Source organism: Saprospiraceae bacterium (assembly GCA_016716185.1).
Taxonomy (GTDB): Bacteria; Bacteroidota; Bacteroidia; order Chitinophagales; family Saprospiraceae; genus Vicinibacter.
In genome coordinates, this window is the sequence record JADJWV010000001.1 from 289,485 (window position 1) to 310,747 (window position 21,263).

Sequence of the window (21,263 nt, forward strand, 5' to 3'; positions counted from 1 at the left end):
ATCAAGATAAAATGACCAGATCGATATCTGATGTTGATAAATTATTGAGAAGTTCATTAAAAATATTCGTTGCCAATATAATTTTAATGAGACTTAAATGTGGCTTACCTAAGCAGATCGTCGTGATATAATGCTTTTGTGCCTGTTCGAGTATAGCTTTCGGAATATTCTGGCTCTGCTCCTGAATAACCAAAGCTCCCAATTCAGTAGCAAGTTTAAAATTATTGATGAGGTGCCTTTGTTTATCCAAAGGAATTTTGGAGGCATTTTCCTGCGGTGTTTGAACATAAAACACAAACCATTTTGCATTGTAATAACTAGCCAACCGGGCCGTTTTCCGAATTACGTTTTTAGCTGTTTTTTCATTACTGCTAATACAAGCTAAAAACTTTTCATGTCGAAAGGCAACATTTCTTGGCACTTCAAGGTCTACCTTGCGTTCAACCTGTGATGCGACCTCTTTAAGAGCCAATTCGCGCAATTGCAAAATGTGCTCAGGTTTGAAGAAATTGTTGAGCGCTGTCTGAATTTTTTCTGCCTGGTAAATTTTTCCCTCCTTCAGGCGACCAATCAATTCTCCTGCCGTAAGATCGATGTTTACAACTTCATCGGCCAATGCCAGAACTTTATCGGGAATGCGCTCGGTTACTTCTATTCCCGTAATAGCCTTTACTTCATCATTTAAACTCTCGATGTGCTGAATATTCACTGCACTGATGACATTTATACCTGCGTCGAGAATATCCAATACATCTTGCCAGCGCTTTTCATTTTTACTGCCTTGAATATTGGTATGTGCCAGCTCATCAATAATAACCACTTCCGGTCTGAGATTAATAACTGCCTGAACATCTAATTCCTCCAGCTCTTTTCCCTTGTAGAAGAGCTTTCGTCGCGGAATAACGGGTAAGCCTGCTACCAGGTTATGCGTTTCTTCCCGTTGGTGTGTTTCGATGTAACCAATTTTAATATCAATTCCATTGCGAAGAAGTGAATGTGCTTCCTGCAGCATACGGTATGTTTTTCCCACTCCGGCACTCATGCCGATGTAGATTTTAAACTTTCCTCGCCTTGATTTCTTAATGAGGTCCAGAAAGTGCTGTACATTCTCCTCTTTCTCTGTCAAAACGATATGGCTAATGCTGTCGTTAAAAAATAATTGCTGTTTTCCTGATTCCCATTTCTTATAAATATTTTGTCTTTACTTGAAAAACCCCTTGCCTCCAGTCTCCACAAGACATTGCTATGTATAAGATAATCCAAATTTACTGAATAGCCAAAGGTCGCAAAATTATTTGGCGTTCCTGTGGATATGATCACTCCATTTGAATCTTTGTAATATTCCGCTCTGGCAGCAAGACTTAATTTGTCGCTTGGGCTGAACTTCATAATAAGAACCGGAGAATACCATTTGTTATAAGAACTGCTTCCATGGCTTTCCTGCTGAAAGCCCAAATCAAAACCTACAATCATTCCAAGTTTGTCATTTAATTGAAATTGCCCGTAAAAGTTATGAAAGTATCGCATTTGTCTTGCACTATCAGGCATATCATTACCAATAAACGAACTGCTGTTCAATGTAATTTTGGAGCTGGGTTTATAAATAAGCTGATGACCAAAGCCTGGAGAATGATTTCCATCCCTTCTATAAATGCGCTGCCAACCATTGAGAATTAGGCCACTCATGGTCCATTTGCCATTATCACTCGCGTAGGTAATTTTAGCACCTGCTTCATAATAGGGCGAATTATCTGCAAGAATGCTTCTGGTTACATTCCAACAGTCTTTCCCTATAGCACTTTCAAACCCAATATGCGAAGCAAATATTCCGGCATCAATCCAAATATTTTTGTCGCCCGAGATTTTAAATCCCGCATTGGCTTCAAAAATATTTTTCATTACGCCTTGTTCCGCCGAAAGATTGTCATTGCTATAAGTACCTGCCATCATTGCAAAGTTCGCGCGAACCTGATCATTTGCATAGGCCATTTTAAGGAATCCCAAATTCAGATTGAATTCGTTGTGGCGATTGTGCGAATACACAAAAGGCTGCCGAATATGATTTGCCGGATTGGCCACATCATAACTGTAATACGTTTCAAGATAAGCTGAAATCGTAAGATTGTTTGAAAGTTCATCAACTACCGCCGGTGCCTGACTGCTTAAGGTGTTTGATCCTTTTATCATATTACCATCCAGGGTGTTTAACTGGACGGCTACCGACCCAGTATCTTGAGCGTACAAAATACTAACATTTGTTAGTTGTGAATTGAAAAGGAGAATTGTGAATAAACTGGTTTTATAAATATTTTTCATATGTAAAATTATTTAAGATGGTCAAGTTCCAAATTGAGTTGAAGAACATTTATTTTCGCTGTCCCGAAGAGTCCGAAAACCGGAGATTCTGTATTCGAAAGGATGAGTTGCTTTATCTTTTCCTCCGGTAAACCGCGGACATCTGCAATGCGCTTTACCTGGAAGTTTGCCGCTTGAACAGAAATATGCGGATCAAGTCCACTACCGCTTGCTGTCACGATGTCAGAAGGTATTTCATCCGGGTTTAGGCCAGGGTTGTGAGCAAGTATGGAATCGATGCGCGCTTTCACTTCGGTCAGATAATCAGGATTGGAAGGTCCTTTGTTACTGCCACCGCTTCCTGCAGCGTTGTATCCAACGGCCGAAGGTCGTGACCAAAAATATTTATTATCTGAAAATTTTTGTCCAATGTTTTTGTAATACGTTTTTCCATCAAACAGAATGACCTCGCCTTTGCCATGATTTGGAGCCCATTGGGAAATACCATAAATAGCTGCTGTATAAATTCCACAAAAAAACACTGCCATGAGAAGGGTGAGCAGAATAGCTGGAAGGATATTTGTTTTCATATCTTACAATTAAATGAATAATGAAACGAGTAAGTCAATTATTTTAATTCCTATAAAGGGTACAATAATACCTCCTAGACCATAAATGAAAAGATTTCGGCGCAGAAGCGCGCTTGCTCCGATCGGTTTATATGGAACACCCTTTAAAGCAAGTGGTATCAACAAGGGTATTATGATTGCATTAAAAATAACCGCTGATAGTATGGCACTTTCTGGCGAATAAAGCTGCATGATATTGAGTCCCTTCAAAGCCGGAATAGATGCTACAAATAAAGCAGGAACGATGGCAAAGTATTTGGCCACATCGTTGGCTATTGAAAAAGTGGTAAGTGTTCCGCGAGTCATTAACAATTGTTTGCCGATCTCAACCACTTCAATCAACTTTGTTGGGTCGTTATCCAAATCAACCATGTTTCCCGCTTCTTTAGCGGCCTGTGTTCCACTGTTCATGGCTACCCCTACATCCGCTTGTGCAAGCGCGGGAGCATCATTCGTGCCATCGCCCATCATGGCGACCAATCTTCCCTCGGATTGTTCATTTCGGATGTAATGCATTTTGTCTTCAGGTTTTGCTTCGGCTATATAGTCATCAACACCAGCCTTTTCAGCAATGAATTTAGCCGTCAAGGGATTGTCTCCTGTAACCATTACCGTTTTTATACCCATCTTTCGAAGGCGTTCAAATCGTTCTTTAATACCCGGCTTGATAATATCCTGTAGCTCAATCACACCGATTACTTTTTCATTTTCAGAAACAACTAAAGGTGTACCTCCATTACTTGATATTCCATTTACAATTTCTATGGTTTCTTGAGGAAAAGTATTTCCAGCCTTTTCACACAAATTTCTGATTGCATCACTGGCTCCTTTTCGAATGCGTGTATTATCAAAATCAACTCCTGAAGTTCTGCTTTCTGCTGTAAATTTTATAAACCGCGGATTTTGAATTTCGAAACGATTAGAATGAGCTCCCGTTAATTCAATGATGGATTTTCCCTCCGGCGTTTCATCACTTTGTGAACCTAAAACCGCGCATTTTACAAAATGCGCTTCTTCAATTCCATGTGCTGGATAAAAATGGGTTGCTTTTCGGTTACCGATCGTAATCGTTCCGGTTTTATCCAACAATAATACATCTATATCTCCAGCGGTCTCAACTGCTTTTCCGCTTTTGGTAATGACATTTGCGCGTAAGGCTCTATCCATACCTGCTATGCCAATAGCAGAGAGCAAACCTCCAATGGTCGTAGGAATCAAGCAAACGAAAAGTGAAATATAAGCCGCAATCGTAATCGGTGTATTTGCATAATCTGCAAAAGGTTTAAGCGTTACGCAAACAATAATAAACACCAGAGTAAATCCTGCGAGCAGAATGGTAAGAGCAATTTCATTTGGAGTCTTTTGACGAGAGGCTCCTTCAACAAGTGCAATCATTTTATCTAAAAAACTTTCACCAGGCTGTGCTGTTACGATGACTTTGATTCTGTCTGATAAAACTTTTGTACCACCTGTAACAGAACTTTTATCACCGCCCGCCTCGCGAATAACCGGAGCACTTTCTCCTGTTATGGCACTTTCATCTATAGTTGCCAGTCCTTCCAAGATTTCTCCATCTGTAGGAATAACATCGCCTGCTTCACAAAAAAACAGATCGCCCTTTTTAAGTTGTGAAGACGAAACAATTGTAACTTCATGAGAATAGATTTTATCCAATAAAGAAATTTTCTTTGCAGGCGTATCTTCTCTTGTTTTTCTTAAACTGTCGGCCTGTGCCTTACCTCTTGCTTCGGCAATCGCTTCGGCAAAATTTGCAAAGAGTAAGGTGAGCCATAATACAATAAAAACGACAAAATTATAAGCGAAAGACCCTTGTCCGCTGGTTCCAACCAATGTCCATATTGAAACTCCTAACATGACTAACGTTCCAACCCAAACGGTAAACATTACCGGATTCCGAAACATGATCTTTGGATTGAGTTTTAAAATTGATTGTTTCAGCGCTTCATTCAGCAACTGCGGTTGAAACAAGGATGTATTTTTTTCTTTTGACATAATTTCTGACTTTAGTAAAGTGAAAAATATTCAGCAATAGGTCCTAAGGTAAGTACTGGAAAAAAAGAGAGTGCGGCTACAATGAGAATAACGGTCAAAACCATGAGGCCAAATGTTGCAGTGTCGGTCTTTAAGGTTCCAGCAGTTTCAGGAATAAATTTCTTGTCGGCTAACATTCCGGCTATTGCAACCGGTCCTATGATTGGCAAATAGCGTGCAAGCAACATTACGATCCCGGTAGCAATATTCCAAAAGGGTGTATTGTCACCAAGTCCTTCAAAACCACTTCCATTGTTGGCAGAAGAAGATGTGAACTCATATAACATTTCACTAAACCCATGAAACACCGGATTGGCTAACCATCCGGCATAAACTTGAGGATTGCTGGTGAAAATAAAACTTGCCAACGCTGTTCCTGTAAGTATGAGAAATGGATGTAATAAAGCAATAAGCATGGCAATTTTCATTTCTTTTGCTTCAATTTTCTTTCCCAAAAACTCAGGAGTCCTACCCACCATCAATCCACTTATAAAAACAGCCAGAATGATAAAAATATAAAAATTGAGAAAACCAACTCCAACGCCTCCAAAAAAACAATTTATCATCATACCCAATAAAGCAAACATTCCGGTAAGTGGCGTCATGCTGTCATGCATGGCATTCACAGAACCATTACTGGTGCAGGTCGTGTTGATCGCCCAATAAGCTGAGGCCGCCGATCCAAACCGAATTTCCTTACCCTCCATACTTCCCAATGGCTGCGAAATTCCCAAATTTGAAATGGCAGGATTGCCATTCATTTCATAGTACACGGATGGGATGAGTAAACACATGAAACCAATAGCCATCACTGCGAAAATGGTCCATGCCAATTTTTTACGTCTTAAAACATAACCCATTGCAAAAATCATGGCTATGGGGATTAATGGAATAGAAATGGTTTCAACGATATTCGTAAAATAGTTGGGATTCTCGAAAGGGTGGGTTGAATTAGGACCATAAAAACCACCACCATTCGTTCCTAACTGTTTAATAGCTACAAAAGCCGCAACGGGCCCGCGACTTACCTGAACGGTGTCGCCTTGCAAACTTGTCATCGTGTCTTTGCCTTCGAAAGTCATAGGGGTTCCATTGAATGCAAGCAAAACAGCAACAATAAATGAAATAGGTAATAAAATCCTTGTACAGGAGCGAACGAAGAGAAAATAAAAATTTCCAAGTATCGGCCTTGATTTTTCAACCATTGCTAAAAAAACAACACCGCAAATTGCAATACCACAGCCAGCGCTGATAAATTGCCATAACATTAAACAAAGTTGCCCCAGATAGGAAAGACCTGTTTCTCCTGAATAATGTTGCAGATTTGTATTCGTTATAAAACTTACCGATGTATTAAATGCAAGATCACCACTCATGGAAGGATTGCCATCTGGATTCAACGGCAACCAGCTCATATTGGTCAATACAAACATAGATATAAGAAACCAGAAAGCATTAATGATAAGTAAAGCTACCAAATTTTGTTTCCAGTTCATTTCCTTTAATACGTCAATTCCACATACTTTATAAAAGAGATTATCCAGCGGATCAAATATTTTGTCTAACCAGGTTTTCTGATTGGTGATAATTTTACCAATATACCCTCCAAGCGGAATGGCCAAGGCTATCAGGATAAAAAACATCAGTACTATTCCGAGTAATTCCGTGTTCATTTTGATTTCATTTTAGAAATTAAATAGAATTTTGATTTTCCAATAAATAATGTACATGATTGACAGGATAAATAACAAACAGAAAGCAAATGCAAGAGACTGTTTAATTTTCCTGTGGTTCAATGTTTAAAATTTTTCCGGCCTTAATAATACATAAACCATATAACCGAAAAGTAAAATTGCAATAATGAATAATATGAACATGTCTATTAAATTTTTTCAAAAAATTTGATGGATTTAAAAAACAATCCAAATGCCAGAAGCCCTGTAAGCGTTAAAATAAATGTAAGCATTGTTATAAATTATTTATTACATAAAGTTCCGGTTCCGCATCTACTATAGAAATGATATGGATCAATCTTTGTGCTTTTTCATATCATTTCTTTTGTTGGCGCTCCATAGATAATGACAACAACTAAGCCATTTAGGCATAAACTTTCGCCAAGCCTTATGGGACAGGGCTTTCCTAAAATATAAGAAATTTTAGCTTGGTATTTTTCATAGCATTTCGCTATACCTGGCTATAGCGAAACGCTACACTTAGGTGATTTTATACTCTTCAAGCTTGCGGTATAAGGTCGTAGTAGCAATATTGAGCAGTCTCGCTGCTTCCGTTTTATTCCCGTTGGTATAGTTTAAGACCTTTTGGATGTGAAGTTTTTCAACACTTGCTAAATCAAAAGCAGAGAGCTGTTTTGTATCCTTTGTACCCGAAAAGCTGTTTTGCAATTCAAATGGCAGGTTATCCCTCGTCAATTCATTTGTATTAGAAAGTATGACACTCCGTTCAATAACATTCTTTAGTTCGCGAATATTGCCCTGCCAGGAGTGCATCTTAAGAGCCGTTACAAAATCAGAAGAAAGCGTTTTTGGTTGTTTATTGGTTCTCGCTGAGAAAACTTCCGCAAAATGAATGGCCAAAGCTTCAATATCTAAAACGCGTTCTCTCAAAGGGGGCAATTTAATTTGAAAAACGGAAAGCCGGTAAAACAAGTCCTCCCGGAAATGTCCCAGTTCAATTTCCTTTTGCAAGTCGCGGTGTGTTGCCGCAATGATGCGAACATCTGTCTGACTCGGTTTGCTTTCACCAACTTTAATGTATTCACCGGTTTCAATTACGCGCAATAATTTTGCTTGCAGATCTAAACTCATTTCTCCGATTTCATCGAGGAATATGGTTCCTTTATTGGCTTCCTCAAATAAACCCTTCTTGTCTTTATTGGCACCCGTAAAGGCTCCTGCCTTATGGCCAAACATTTCACTTTCCAATAATTCTTTGGAAAAAGCAGAACAGTTGATGGCAATAAAAGGCTTTTGAGCACGTCTGCTCGCATTATGTATTGCTTGTGCAAAGACTTCCTTACCCGTTCCGGTTTCTCCAAGCAACAATACAGTTGTGTTTGTGGATGCCACCTTCTTAGCGAGATCAATGGCCAGCTGAAATGATTTTGATTTCCCAATGATGTTATCAAATGCATACCGCTCACCTAATTGCTTTTGCAAATGCTGGACTCTCCGGGAAAGATTTACCTTTTCCGTTGCCCGATGGAGCAGCGGAATAATTTTGTTATTGTCATCGCCCTTTGTTATGTAATCAAATGCCCCATTTTTGATGGCTTGTACACTATCTGGAATATTTCCATACGCTGTCAGCAATATGATTTCTATATGTGGATAACGGTCTTTGATTTTTTTCGAAAGTTCAATCCCATTTCCATCCGGCAATTTTACATCGCATAGTACGATGTCAAATTCTGACTGGTCTAATTTTTGAAGTGCCGTTTTACAGTCGGCTGCCTGACTTAACTCAAATCCTTCTAAACTTATTATGCGAGAGAGCAGTGCTCTCAATTTTTCTTCGTCGTCTATAAGCAATATACGGCTCAAAATGTCTTTATTTAATGGAACTACAAAGGTAAAATATAAATATTGCGAAACTGCATACCAAATGATTATTGCTCTTTTTATACCTATCCCCGGATTTCTGAAGGCTGCTGGTTATTGCATTCCAGGCAATAATAAAACATAGGATAAAACAGTATAGGGTTCAAAGCTTATCAGAATACGCTATCGGTCAGAAGTCTTAAATGACAGGCCATGGTCCCGGGCGAAATGGTTAAAGAGCTGTCCTGTAAACGCTGCCATGCCAGCAGGTGTTCATTTCCCGTACTCACTTTTAATTTACAGCAGAACAATTTTTTTTCAAACAATCTTCAATTCCAAATGCTCAGCCGATTTCAGTTAAGTCCTTTTAAAAAATTGATCTCTTGTGGAAATCCCTTCCTGTCATGGTCGTTTCAGGCCATTTAGTAAACAATAAATTGCGGAATCAAAATAATGGCCATTAAAAAAATAATTCTCCCGAAAATGAGCTTCTTTTTGAAAACCAAATTTGGTAAGCAGATTTATTGACTTTTGATTGGCGGGATTTACATTGGCATCAATGCCGTGAAGTCGCATATTAGAAAATCCATAATCTATGACCAGCCGCATGGCATCCGACATCAGGCCCTTGCCTTGCCAGTCGGGATCCAGGATGTAACCGATTTCTGCCCGGTGATTTGTTTCGTCTATTTTCCAAAAAGCTATAGTGCCTAACAACTGTTCGTATGTTGGTGTGCAAATGCACCAGTTGATGTTTTTATTTTCTGCTATTCCGTCAAGCATCATCTGGATCAATTGTTCCGCTTCCAGAACGGACTGCATGATGGGCCGGTCCAAATATTTCATCACATCAGCGTTGGTTCGCAAACGGTATAAAGCAATAGCATCTTCACTGCGGATCTTTCTTAGGGAAATTTTCTCCGTTTGCAGTTCAGGAAATGGATTAAAATTTAAGTTTAACATGTAATTGGTTTGGGGAATATTCCCATTCTTTTAAGATTACAATTTGCGCTTTGGTCTTCTGCACAGTTCACCGCTGCAGTTCGGACAAACGTGCTGCATCTGTTCTGTACAGATTCCGCAAAATGTGCATTCATAACTACAAATGTAGGCTTCGCTCTGATGATCCAGAGTCGTGTTGCATTTTTCGCAGACGGTTCGCATTTCTAACATCTTAAAATTCTTTATTTCTTTTTAAATGCCTTTTCATAAACGCTGATCCATTCCTGAGGAGTCATTTTGCTGGCCAGTTCCGCAATCAGTTTTAGGGGGACATCCTCCGGCTTCTTAAAACGTATGCAGCATTTACCCATATCCAGTTTTTTGGTAGAATGTTTTGGCCACTCGCCGGTAAACCATTCCAACAATAAGCCTGCATACAATCCCATATGGTAAAAGGATATATAATTTTTTTGAGAGGCCAGGCACATAAACGGCAGTGGCAGCTTCGGGTCACAATGGTAACCGGCCGGATAAAGACTGTGCGGGACTACGTACCCAATCATTCCATAACTCATCACTTCCTGAAATCCTTTGGGCATTTTTCTGACTATGGTCTTATGCATTTCTGATAGGATTGCTTTCCGGTCATCAGGGACTTCATCCAGGTATTCTTTGATTGTTTTTGCTTTTGATTGCATGCATCCACCTTTTACAAGTTCGCGAAGATAATTTGAAATATTAAAATGAGGCAAGCATGTGCTGGTAAAATTGGTGGAACTTTTCGAATCTGTGGTGAAATCAACATCCGTTTGTTTCCCGCAGATAACGCAGAAATCGCAGAAATCGATTTTATCCTAAATCTGCGCGATCTGCGAAATCTGCGGGAGACCACCCCGCGGCTGAATCAATACCGCAATTATCTTCCATCACAAAATTTCCATTTATTCGTTCTCTTAGAATATTCAAAATGATGAAGACCTTCCTTTACTCCATATTCTTCTGTTGCTTTCACTTTGTATCGAAGGCGCAAATCGATTTTCAGAATACGAATTCAACGGCCTTCATGCACCCAAAATGGATCGAAATGGATCATGCCATTTTAAAAAATGATTACGGCATCATGCACAGTGTCCTCATCGTTGAAAAAGGAAAATTGGTCTTTGAAAAATATTACAATGGATGGAAGCAGGATTCCCTGCATCAACTGCAATCTGCAACCAAAAGTGTGGTTGCAACCTTACTGGGATGCGGGATCCAAAACGGTTTTGTAAACAGTATCGATGATCCGATTTTCAGTTATTACGACATTGCTTCTTTCGAGGACAGCCTAAAAAATGCCATTACCATAAAAGATCTGCTCACCCAACGACATGGATTGACGTGGAGTGAAGGCGACTGGAATGATCCTGCAAACAGTTGGAGAAAAATTATTTCTAACCCCGGTAACTGGTATGAAAAAATTCTGCAAGGCGAAATGGATACCTTGCCGGGCCGTGTTTTTAATTACAGCAATGCGGCTCCTTTACTCGTAACGGGCATCATCCAAATGGCCAGCAACATGCACATTGATAGTTTTGCGAAAAAATTTCTCTTTGAACCGTTGGATATACAAAACTATTGGTTTTGGCCGGGCAACGGCGGGCCCGCAAACAACGGCATGGCTTTGATTTCTCTGACCCCGAGAGATATGGCCAAGATCGGACAACTCTATTTACAAACGGGCCGATGGAACGGGGTGCAAATAATGCCAAATGACTTTGTAAAACAAGCCGTTCATCCGCATGTGAAAAATGTAGGAGCCAACGGTTTTTACAAATCCTACGATTACGGCTATTTTTGGTGGAGTCATCCCGTAATGAGGACTGATGAACATAACACCACACAAAAAATATTTCTCGCCCGCGGCGCCGGCGGACAAAACATTATCGTTTGGCCGGAACGCGATATGGTTGTAGTGATCACTGCATGGAACTTGCAGCAAAGCAATTTATCGCAAACTTTATTTGATCATTACATTTCAAAAATGTGATCTGTAAAATTTAGAGCTGTTCATCAATATGACCTGATATAATCCAATCGCCTTTGATGACCCAGCTGATTCCGAATGCAGTCAGGGCCAGCCATTCACAGATCAAAGTCAGAGGAAAAGGAATTTCTACTTTAAAATATTTTTCGATGGCCCAGCCAAGAAGAATTGCCAGCATCGATGCAATAATTACATAACCGCTTCTTTTAAACCAGGGTTTTTGTCGCACACGCGCAGCAGAAATATTTCCGTGTTCATCCTTTTTATTAAAGGTGATTAAAGTAAACCAGGCAAAACAAGCAAACAATAAACTTGCACAAAGGAGATGTAATGAATATACTTCATTACCCAGACCTGCAAAACAGGCTTCGCGATCATCAGGAAGCTTCGTCGGAAAAAAGGCTACTCCAAAACAAAAGGCACTCGCAAGATTGGCCAAGATTTTGTCTTCCCCTTTAGGACCACAATAGGTGTACAACAAGATCGCAATGACGCACAGGATGCCCACAAAGACATTTTGCATTCCGGTGTGATAGTAGGCGCTGATGGAGTCCAGCCATTTTTTATCGGCACATAAAAATGCATTACCGACAATCAGGATCAATGGGAATAAAATGCCCAACACACCAATACTGCGTCTTACCCAAAGAAAATGGATCAGTTCGTAGGGGTCTGGGTTTACCTTGGATTTCATTGAATATTCGTTTTACTCATAAATATAGTGTTTATAAATTGTCGATGGTCGGAATAAATTCTGGTAATATAGGGCCAACAGCTTCTATAAATTCTTCAGCCATCAATTGCCATTTGTACGGAAACCTTGGCGGAACCCCTACGTCCTCTATATAACTTTGAAATTTGACGGCAGATTCTAAATAGACATCGGGACCGTAGTTCTGCAGAAATGAATTGATGTCTATATTTTCCTGATTGTACTCACGATATTTTGAAGATAATTCCAGGTGTTTTGAATTGGCCAATTGTAGTTTGGCGCAATCGATTTTATCGACCGCGGTTGCACATTGCTCCAGGATATTCTGTAATGTCAATATAGCCGGATGGTAATCGTTTATGAAATTCATTGATGTCTTTGATATTAACTCTGCCTTTTACGGCAAATACTACAAGAATGTATCATTGCGTAAAGGCATTGGCCATTTTTCTCCTCTGGTGTCGCTCCTACGGAGCTGGTATTTATTTTTTTGAATGCTGCTATTGACCTGACGCCCCGATGGGGCTGATCTCTCTTTAACTGATCTAATTTTTTCAGCTTCTTTTTAGTTGGTTATAATATACAAATTTAAACTTTTTTGTGGTTTAATTCGGCTACTGATCCAATTGTATGATTGGCTCTTTTGTTTACTTGACTCCCGATTTGCGTTGGTTTCGCTCCTACGGAGCAGGTATATATTTTTTTTGACTGCTTCTATTGACCTGACGCCCCGATGGGGCTGATCTCCCGGTCGATGTTAGGATTCTTTCCAATATCTTTTTGGTTGGTTATGCAATATAATCAGCAATCGTCATTCTGATTTTTGAGCTCCGTAGGAGCGATATGTCAATAGAATCCCCAATCATCCCTCTCCTCTTTGAGCTCCGTAGGAGCGACACTATATTCATCAACTATATATTCCGGCTTGAAATCAATGTGCTCTTTTTGAATGTTTTATTCTTATGATACTCTTTCTGATTCAAAATTTATTTTTAAATACTTGTTTTAAATACCTGAATTCTACTATAGTTATTCTCTTGAATTAATTTTGTACGAAAAAGAGATCCTCTGCCCATTTGTCCTGAAATGCTTTCACTCCTTAATGAACTTCTCAGACCAATGGCCTCCTTATGTCTTTGTTATCCGGATAAAATACCCGATCAAGATCATCCAGGTTTATCCGAATTTCATGTCCTCTATTGTATACAATGTGACTTCTTTTCAATTCATTATGAAATTTATCGACAAGCTTTCGTCAATTCTTAAGTATTCTTTCTTCTATTATTTGAATACCCCTTTCGTGAACTGTTAAATAATACATTCCAGCCTGCAAGCTTTTCATATTTATGGAATTGCTCCCAACAAACAAGGGCTGCGTTTCAATCATCAATTGGCCCTGCAAACTTGGCAAACGGATTTACACTTTGCCGGTCGTGCTATTCTTACTTCATTCAACAACTGCCATTTTATTTTCCGGTGCCAATTCAGGTTTTTCCTTTTTCTTACATGCATCGAAGATCATAAAATCATAACTCACACGCAGACCTAAAGATTGAATTTGATGATAGTGGTAGCCATGAATCCCATCTCCTTCAGTAGGTGTGCCTAGTCTTCCATGATATATGGCCTCAATCTCAACGTTCTTATACTTCATCCCAAACTTGAATACCCATCCTTTTTCAGAATAATTAAACCTTTGATTGCTCGTATAGTCACTTTCCTTGTCCTCATAATATAGGTTGGTTACTAAATTATAAGTCAATCCAGCACCTACCTTCCATATGGTTTTAAAGTAATATGTAGTTAGGAGCTGATTCTTTAAATAAGAATAATGAAACAATAAATCTTCAGTAAATCCCCCGTAAAAAAATCCACGTACGTGCTTATAGGTGTAATCACTTGAAAATTGTGCGTAAAACTGTTTATACAGTTTTTGTTTAAAATTTATACCTATCAGGGGGCTGTTGTATCCAAATCCCTTTTTTCTAAAATCTATACGATAAATATCAATTGGTGTAGTAATTACTTTTTGAAAATCATAACCTACTGTTGGGCCAATATAAGTTTGAGAAAAGAAAGAACTGGACCAAAAGAAGAGAGAAATAACTACCAAAATCAGATCTTTTAAGTTATTCATTACACTGAATTTAAAACTATTTTGAGTTATATTCATGAATCAACCACCTCTTTTGAACTTTTAGTATCTTGTCATCTTTAGATGAAAACCTGAAGATTGCAATTCCGGAATGTGGAATTTCCTGTTCCTGAATGGAACAATTGAGCGTAGTAATAATAAGACGACCATAAATATCATAAACTCGTAATAAAGCACAATCATCCTGCCTGTCCTTAAGCAATGTTGCTTGAATTCCTGACTCCGTTTTTTGGTCTTGGCCGGCCAATTCAGAGTAATAATCGCAATTCGGATCGTCATTATTGCAATCTTCCAGTTTGATAAGCTTGTACATTACACAAGGCCTTATACCTGCATCGCATAATGTCGGAGAATACATTGAAATTTTGATGTACTGTGGATAATAAGGATATTTCGGAATATCCGTTATGGTGAGACACTGGCCACCGGTTTGACTGTTCCCCTGCATACCTATTTGTGATGTATATTCTGTACTTTTAGGTCCAATAATCGTCCAATTAAATGTTGACCCGCTAGGAAATGCTCCACAAGCACAAAGTTGAAACGCATCCGTTTCTTCACATATTATTTGACTTCCTGTTAAACAGATATTAGCCGAACAATTGGGTATGTTGCCTCCATTTGCATATCCCGTATGTACACAAATTAGCTCCCAGGCCTGTGCAACTGCTCTGAACTCATCCGAACACCGACCATATTTTTTCAAAACAGAAGATAAGGTGGCTTCCATAAGATCTTTATAATCACTCAGGTCACCCAGATTTTTGAGTGAAGCCAAAACAATTTCAATGGCCTTGTCCAATCCCAGGGCGGGGATTTCAGGTGATGACTTCCCCTGACTGATCAAATAAAACCAACGCCCCAATGGCCTTCCTTTATCATGCGGTTTTGTTAAATTTTTCACTGACTTTTTGACATTTTGTTTTAAGGGGACTTCTATTTATTAAAAAAGTTCGTTTCATTTGTTCAAATGATATTCATTTAAACTTCAAAGGCTACAATGGAGCTTTTGCAAGCAAGGTTTTTCAACAATTTCGATCCGGTTTTCAACAATTTCGTGAATTTATTTGTGATTTTTCAGTTCCAGGCACACTATGCCCAGGCTACTTTTCTTTTTAGTTGGATAGTCCGGAATAAATTATATGTTATGTTTGTCAGTCCAATTTGAAAAGAAGATCTTACTTTACCTATGCATCGTAATTTCATTTTTCCAAACATCGTGGTGATACAACCAAATACATGTTCAACTCGTGCACGTGTTCTTGATAAGTTCGTATTTCTGTCTTGCTCCCTGTCGTTTAATGGACGGTTTCTTCTTCCTTTCTGATTTATACAAGGTATCATCCCTTTCTTCCGGATTCGTTCTCGGAAATCCCAGCTTGCCGAATCTCCATATAAGCGTTTTCCTTTATCCCGTTTTTCTATCAATACATCCGTCATTTCACCATCATAAACATTCGCAGGGGTTATTTCATAGTTGGTAATCAGTTTGGTGTTTTTATCGATCTTCACATGATCTTTATAGCCGTAGGCTTTGCGATTATGGTGCTTTACCCAGCGGGCATCGGAATCTTTTTGTCTTCCAATATTTGGGTTGTCCTCCCATTCTTGTGGTATTTGCCCATTCTTTATTAAGTCATTATCCTCTTTACTATTGCGGTTAATTTCGCTTTCTACAATATGAGCATCTACAATACTACCCTTATTTATTATTACCCTATTCTGGTGTAATAGTTGATCCAGTTTTTTGAATAACCTTTTATCCGCCTTCTTTAAACTCAATTCATTCTTGAACGACCAGATTGTTCTTGCGTCAGGAATCTGATCCGTTCCTCGTATTCCTAAAAATAATTTAAAACTTGTCCGGTCTGCTATTTGGAATTCCATTGATTCATCACTTAAATCATATATTCTTTGAACAATTAATAACTTGAACATCATCACTACATCATAAGATGGCCTGCCGGGACCTTCTCCCGTTCTTTTAACAATTTTTTCCAGCTCCTTTCGAAAATATTCAAATCTGATGTAATCGTTAAGCTTAGCTAATGGATCTTTATCAAAAGAACGAAGTTTTTCAACAAGCGCATCCCACTCAAATAGCTCAAGTTGTTGCTTTGGTGTAATGATTTTGGCCATATAGAATTTTTCCCAAAAGATAGGTATTTTTATGAATATTTAGAAGTCCCCTTAATTTATATGTTAATACTAATATATAATTCTATATAATTCGGTAGTAGATTATTAAAAATGGGACCCGACATTCGATCATTTCATTTTGTTAGTCGCCCAATTTGAGCCTATACATTTTTGAAAGAACTAACAGTTGTAAGTATGTTTTTTATTTTAAATATAATTTCAGCACGGGCATGAATCATCATCGAAAATCAGTTCGTTTAAAACTACTTCTGTTTGACATGGCAGGATGTTTGAAAATGTTGTTGGTCCTGGAATATCAATCAATAAATTTTAAGATACTTATACTGCTTTTTCCATATATGTAATCGACTCAGACAATTGCACCATAATTATTTTCCCGGTATACATCTTGACAAGGACAATATATTGTATTAAATTTGTTAAGTGATAGTTGGAAAGATTCGGCTTTTTTGCATATACCTGATCATGCAGCTTGGCATATTACACGCACAGCGCCATGCTCCCTGTGGTGGAAATCCGGTACCCCTTTCGAATACTTGCGCAGATGCCTGTCTCGTCTGCGATTTAAACGGCGTTTCTGCAAGAACGACCAATACCATACAAGGCCAATCTCCACCGGGTTATTGTACCATGGTCGTGCACAGCATGCAATGGCTGGCCTTTGTCGCAGGATCTACCAGCCTTACCATCAACGTCAGGGTCTCCGCCTGCAACCAAAACAATGGTGTCGAGATGGGCATATATGCATCCGATGATTGTCAAACGTTTCGTCTGGTCAGCAATTGCAACACCAATATGTACAACAATCAGACCTGGGCATTTACTACAACGGAACCCCTAAAACCAGGTTGTATTTATTATCTCGTATTTGATGGCAACGGGCCCAACTCCTGTCAGGTTGATTTTACCGTCGTGAGTGGAAGCACTACGGCGCCTACCCCGACCACCAGCAATAAGATAACAGGTAAGACCCTGGTTTGTGTCGGAGAATCAGCAGATTATTTTATTGCTCCGATATTCGGAGCCTGCGAATACGAATGGCGGGTAGAAAATGGCAGTTTAATGTCAAGCCTTGACAACAGGGCCACGGTACTTTGGGATCAACCCGGAAAGGGTAAAATATGCGTCAAAGGAACTAACGCTTGTAAGGATGGCAATGAAGTTTGTCTGGACGTGGAAATCGGAGAAGAATCGCCTCCCACAGAACTGGGGCCATTTTACGTTTGCTTTGGTGAATCGTACCGATACAAAAATACCTTATTCACTGCCGGTACCTGGCAATTTAATCATAAAAACCGCTTCGGCTGCGACAGCAATACGGTAATCATTGTCGAAAATCTGGATTTGCTTCAAACAGAACTCGATACTTTTTTATGTGATCCCGACTCGCTTTTGTTCGGCAACAAACGCATAGACACCAGCGGCAGATTCAAGGCCACCTTGAAATCAAAAGTGTCGCCATTTTGCGACTCGACAGTTTTTCTAAACGTGACTTATTCCAAAGTTCGTCCCGCGATTCACAAAAGCGGAGACCTGAGTTGTCTGGATACTTTGGTTACGCTCTATTCAGATTCAAGTGTTCTTGGCAATAAATCCTCCACACAATATTATTGGAGAGACAGTCTGGGAAATTTACTTTCCACTGCAGATAGTTGTATTGTCAAAAAAGCAGGAAGATATGTTCTTGAATTAATCTATACTGCAGACAGCATTCATCGTTGTTCCAAGTCCACCAGTATCGTTGTTTTCGGATCTGTGAATCCTCCGGACCTCTATCTGACTGATACTTTGAAATTTTGTTCGGGTTCGGACATTGGGCTTTACTCCCTGCCGGTTGCGGATCTGAACAATACCCTGGCCTTATGGAGTTTTCATTCGGCATTGCCCTGCGACAGCTCCAACCGTATTCCTGACAGCACGATTCTGTTGCTTCGCGACACGGTGATTTACCTCAAAGCAAAAATAGCGCATTGCGAAGATGTTATTCCGATTCCCATCAGCATTCATCAGCTGGAACATATTTTCATTGACGACCAAGAATTTTGCTCAGGTACTGATATTGATTTAAGTAAACTTCGCTTTGTAAAGGATGGAAATTTTGGAGGTGCCCCTGTTTTTTACAATTGTCCTTTGGAAGACAGTTCTTGTTTGATCAATGTCCGTTTTAATCTTTTAAATGACTCCCTTATTTATGTGATTTCAGATTCTTCAGTTTGTCCTGAATTCACGAGTTTCCATGTAAAAGCACTCCGAATACCGGATGCCGGTTTTACTCTAAATGCATTTGATCTATGTCTTCATGACAGTCTGCAAATCATGTTGTCCAATCGACAAGCTGGCGAACATATATTTTTAAACTTCAATCAAAGTGAAAGCGAGTGGTTGGATTCGAATTCTATTCTGCTTATCCCTCAAACAGACACAGGACGTTTTAATATTTGCATTCGAAAAACAGAGAAACAATGTGCAGATACGAGCTGCCAGAGTTTCAATGTACATCCTTTACCTCAGCTACCCAATCCGCAATGTTTGTCAACCGACAGCACTGTGTTATTTAGCTGGAATCAAAATGGGAAAGAAATTTATACTGTTGATACCTTGCTCGGTGGTCCATTCCTGAAACTATCGGATACCAGCATTTTATTTTATAATTTGTCCCGAGGACAAAGCATTCGCATCCGGGTGACTGCCGGCTCCCCTTATTGCGGCTCCGTCTCGGCAGATCTTTCCTGTGAATCTAAAACATGTCCGCCCATCTCTGTCGGGATCAATCCGGTAGATACCATTTGTGTCAACGAGGGTATGCCTTATATCAAACTAACAGCTGTTAGTGATTCTGTGGTTTCAAATGGATTGTGGATCTGGCGGGGACCAGGCATCGTCGACAGTCTGCAGGGTCTGTTTGATCCTCAATTGGCCGGAGCTGGAAATCACAGGATTTTTGTCATGCTGGAAAACCTGGGCTGCAGGTATTTCAGCTCCACGACACTGGTACTGCGTTACAGGCCCATCTCCAATTTCATAATGGACAGTATCATTTGCCAGGATTCGGCTTTATTGATCCGGTTTAACGGAAAGTTAGCCGACTCGGCCATTTTTGACTGGAAGCTTGACGGGGCAACTTTTCAGTTTTTAAACGGACAAAAAGAGCTGAAGGCCCGTTGGAAAACACCCGGCAAAAAATCAATTTTGCTTGCCCTCAATCATTTTAAATGCTTTGATTCGTCCTTTAAGTCTGTCGAAGTACTGGAGCCGTTGCCACTTCCTGAAATCGAATGCGAGACTACAGATTCGATCATTCGATTCCGTTGGAAAAAGATGAAAAGGGTAAAAGCTTATAAAATTCAACATATTTTCGGGAATGCCGGTACCCGTTTAAACGATACGACTTATGTAATTGTCAAAAGAAATTTTGGCGACAGTGCAGCCATCCAATTGATACTCGAGGATGAAGGCCCGTGTTCAGAAGTGAAAAGTGCGGTGATCTCCTGCAAATCTCCCGATTGCCCACCGAGAAATATTTTATCAGATACCATCTTGCAGCAATGCGATAAATTACCATTTAATTTTTCATTAAAAGCTTTGATCCGGGATCCACTTCCTTTATACTCCTGGTCCGGCGCTGCTATTCATTCTGACTCTGTTGAAGTCGATAAACTCGGTCCGGGCACTTACCTTTATTTGTTTGAAGGAGAGCAGTTCGGCTGCAGATACAAAGACTCCTTTACATTGCAAATTCATCCGCATCCCGGGTTTGGTTTTTTCAACATCGATCCGATTCCATGCGATCCGCTGAAACCATTTGGTAGCGTTTCCCTAACAGGTGTTCGTTCGAAAGCACCTCCGGTCCTTTTCAGCACCAACGGGGGAGCTTATCAATCAGATTCCACATTTTCCAATTTACCGGAAGGATCGTATACCGTTTCTTTGAAAGACGCAAACGGATGCACAACTGACAGTTCGTTTTATCTGGACGCTCCTGAAATTCCAATAATTGATGTTGGGCCGGATCATTTGGTACTCAAAGGCGAAATTGTACAGTTGAATGCTCTGATTACAGGAACGTATTCCTCCATTTACTGGAGCAGTCCGGTAGATCTCTCCTGCCAGGCTTGCGAAGATCCCTGGTTGCAGCCTAAGCAAGCGATGCGTTTGTTTTGTACAATAATCAATGAAGATGGATGCATAGCCACCGATTCACTCGAAATACGGATCTTTGAAAACAAGGTTTTTGCACCCAATGTTTTTTCTCCAAATGGCGATCAGATCAATGACTTTTTTACGCTCTTCGGAAATCTCAGCGAGATCAAACTCCTTGAAATTTATGACCGCTGGGGTAACCGCGTTTTCGTCAAAGAACATTTCGCAGGCAATAGACCAGATTTGGGTTGGAATGGAAGTTTTAAAAATGAAAAAGTATTGCCTGGAGTTTATATTTATCGGGCCATAGTGGGTTTTGAGAAAGGGGATGATAGGCTTCTTCATGGGGATTTGACGGTTGTTCGGTAGCGAAATTACCATCTACTTTAAACTACGAACGTTTGTTAGTTAGGCCTGGTGGCTTGGAGGCCTGGAGGCCTGGAGGCTTGGAGTCCCGATAAAATATAGAGAATCATTTCTTTACTAAAATATTATTCAATTTTATCGGGATTTAGACTTTTAGGCTTTTAGGCTTTTAGGCTTTTAGGCTTTTAGGCTTTTAGGAAATTAGGAAATTAGGAAATTAGGAAATTAG

General features: G+C 39.7%; 18 protein-coding genes. 3 read left to right on the plus strand and 15 right to left on the minus strand.

Annotation, left to right across the window (positions count from 1 at the left end):
- Position 1: 1 nt before the first annotated feature.
- From IPM34_01065 to IPM34_01110, 10 genes are all read right to left on the minus strand, one after another.
- A complete protein-coding gene (locus IPM34_01065) occupies positions 2 to 1,126 on the minus strand; it encodes a sensor protein KdpD (protein MBK8954133.1) in 1,125 nt (374 codons plus the stop codon).
- The gene (locus tag IPM34_01070) at positions 1,123 to 2,187 is read right to left on the minus strand and encodes a porin (protein ID MBK8954134.1); all 1,065 of its coding nucleotides are present in this window, start codon (positions 2,185 to 2,187) and stop codon (positions 1,123 to 1,125) included. Before IPM34_01070 ends, IPM34_01065 begins: the two co-directional genes overlap by 4 nt.
- Positions 2,188 to 2,324: 137 nt before the next feature.
- Positions 2,325 to 2,885: a K(+)-transporting ATPase subunit C gene (locus tag IPM34_01075; GenBank protein MBK8954135.1), complete on the minus strand. Its 561-nt coding sequence runs from the start codon at positions 2,883 to 2,885 to the stop codon at positions 2,325 to 2,327.
- Between the two features lie 9 nt (positions 2,886 to 2,894).
- Positions 2,895 to 4,937, minus strand: a complete 2,043-nt coding sequence (kdpB, locus tag IPM34_01080) for a potassium-transporting ATPase subunit KdpB (protein ID MBK8954136.1) — start codon at positions 4,935 to 4,937, stop codon at positions 2,895 to 2,897.
- 11 nt (positions 4,938 to 4,948) lie between these two features.
- Positions 4,949 to 6,649: a potassium-transporting ATPase subunit KdpA gene (kdpA, locus tag IPM34_01085; protein ID MBK8954137.1), complete on the minus strand. Its 1,701-nt coding sequence runs from the start codon at positions 6,647 to 6,649 to the stop codon at positions 4,949 to 4,951.
- A gap of 126 nt (positions 6,650 to 6,775) precedes the next feature.
- The gene (gene kdpF, locus IPM34_01090) at positions 6,776 to 6,853 is read right to left on the minus strand and encodes a K(+)-transporting ATPase subunit F (protein ID MBK8954138.1); all 78 of its coding nucleotides are present in this window, start codon (positions 6,851 to 6,853) and stop codon (positions 6,776 to 6,778) included.
- Positions 6,854 to 7,189: 336 nt separating this feature from the next.
- The gene (locus tag IPM34_01095; GenBank protein MBK8954139.1) at positions 7,190 to 8,536 is read right to left on the minus strand and encodes a sigma-54-dependent Fis family transcriptional regulator; all 1,347 of its coding nucleotides are present in this window, start codon (positions 8,534 to 8,536) and stop codon (positions 7,190 to 7,192) included.
- 399 nt (positions 8,537 to 8,935) lie between these two features.
- Complete coding sequence (locus tag IPM34_01100; protein ID MBK8954140.1) at positions 8,936 to 9,496, minus strand: GNAT family N-acetyltransferase; 561 nt, start codon at positions 9,494 to 9,496, stop codon at positions 8,936 to 8,938.
- Positions 9,497 to 9,532: 36 nt separating this feature from the next.
- Complete coding sequence (locus IPM34_01105) at positions 9,533 to 9,706, minus strand: DUF1272 domain-containing protein (protein MBK8954141.1); 174 nt, start codon at positions 9,704 to 9,706, stop codon at positions 9,533 to 9,535.
- Between the two features lie 11 nt (positions 9,707 to 9,717).
- Positions 9,718 to 10,173 (minus strand): DUF1801 domain-containing protein, encoded by a 456-nt coding sequence (locus IPM34_01110; protein ID MBK8954142.1) that lies wholly within the window; start codon positions 10,171 to 10,173, stop codon positions 9,718 to 9,720.
- A 45-nt stretch (positions 10,174 to 10,218) separates the two neighbouring features.
- Here IPM34_01110 and IPM34_01115 point away from each other — a divergent pair, with 45 nt between their 5' ends.
- Both IPM34_01115 and IPM34_01120 read left to right on the plus strand, forming a co-directional pair.
- Positions 10,219 to 10,446: a hypothetical protein gene (locus IPM34_01115; GenBank protein MBK8954143.1), complete on the plus strand. Its 228-nt coding sequence runs from the start codon at positions 10,219 to 10,221 to the stop codon at positions 10,444 to 10,446.
- Positions 10,443 to 11,504, plus strand: coding sequence for a serine hydrolase (locus IPM34_01120; GenBank protein MBK8954144.1), 1,062 nt, complete (start codon positions 10,443 to 10,445; stop codon positions 11,502 to 11,504). The genes IPM34_01115 and IPM34_01120 overlap by 4 nt, the downstream gene beginning before the upstream one ends.
- Before the next feature lie 10 nt (positions 11,505 to 11,514).
- Here the strand turns inward: IPM34_01120 and IPM34_01125 are convergent, their stop codons facing one another.
- The 5 genes from IPM34_01125 to IPM34_01145 form a co-directional block, all read right to left on the minus strand.
- On the minus strand, positions 11,515 to 12,195 hold the full coding sequence (locus tag IPM34_01125; GenBank protein ID MBK8954145.1) for a hypothetical protein: 681 nt from the start codon (positions 12,193 to 12,195) through the stop codon (positions 11,515 to 11,517).
- A gap of 31 nt (positions 12,196 to 12,226) precedes the next feature.
- Positions 12,227 to 12,583, minus strand: a complete 357-nt coding sequence (locus IPM34_01130; GenBank protein ID MBK8954146.1) for a hypothetical protein — start codon at positions 12,581 to 12,583, stop codon at positions 12,227 to 12,229.
- A gap of 1,077 nt (positions 12,584 to 13,660) precedes the next feature.
- The gene (locus tag IPM34_01135) at positions 13,661 to 14,350 is read right to left on the minus strand and encodes a hypothetical protein (GenBank protein ID MBK8954147.1); all 690 of its coding nucleotides are present in this window, start codon (positions 14,348 to 14,350) and stop codon (positions 13,661 to 13,663) included.
- 16 nt (positions 14,351 to 14,366) lie between these two features.
- Entirely contained in the window at positions 14,367 to 15,272 is a 906-nt protein-coding gene (locus IPM34_01140) for a M4 family metallopeptidase (protein MBK8954148.1), read from the minus strand.
- Between the two features lie 188 nt (positions 15,273 to 15,460).
- Positions 15,461 to 16,507: an IS5 family transposase gene (locus IPM34_01145; protein MBK8954149.1), complete on the minus strand. Its 1,047-nt coding sequence runs from the start codon at positions 16,505 to 16,507 to the stop codon at positions 15,461 to 15,463.
- Between the two features lie 486 nt (positions 16,508 to 16,993).
- Between IPM34_01145 and IPM34_01150 the strand changes: the two genes are divergently transcribed.
- Complete coding sequence (locus IPM34_01150; protein MBK8954150.1) at positions 16,994 to 21,037, plus strand: gliding motility-associated C-terminal domain-containing protein; 4,044 nt, start codon at positions 16,994 to 16,996, stop codon at positions 21,035 to 21,037.
- The last annotated feature ends 226 nt before the right edge of the window (positions 21,038 to 21,263 follow it).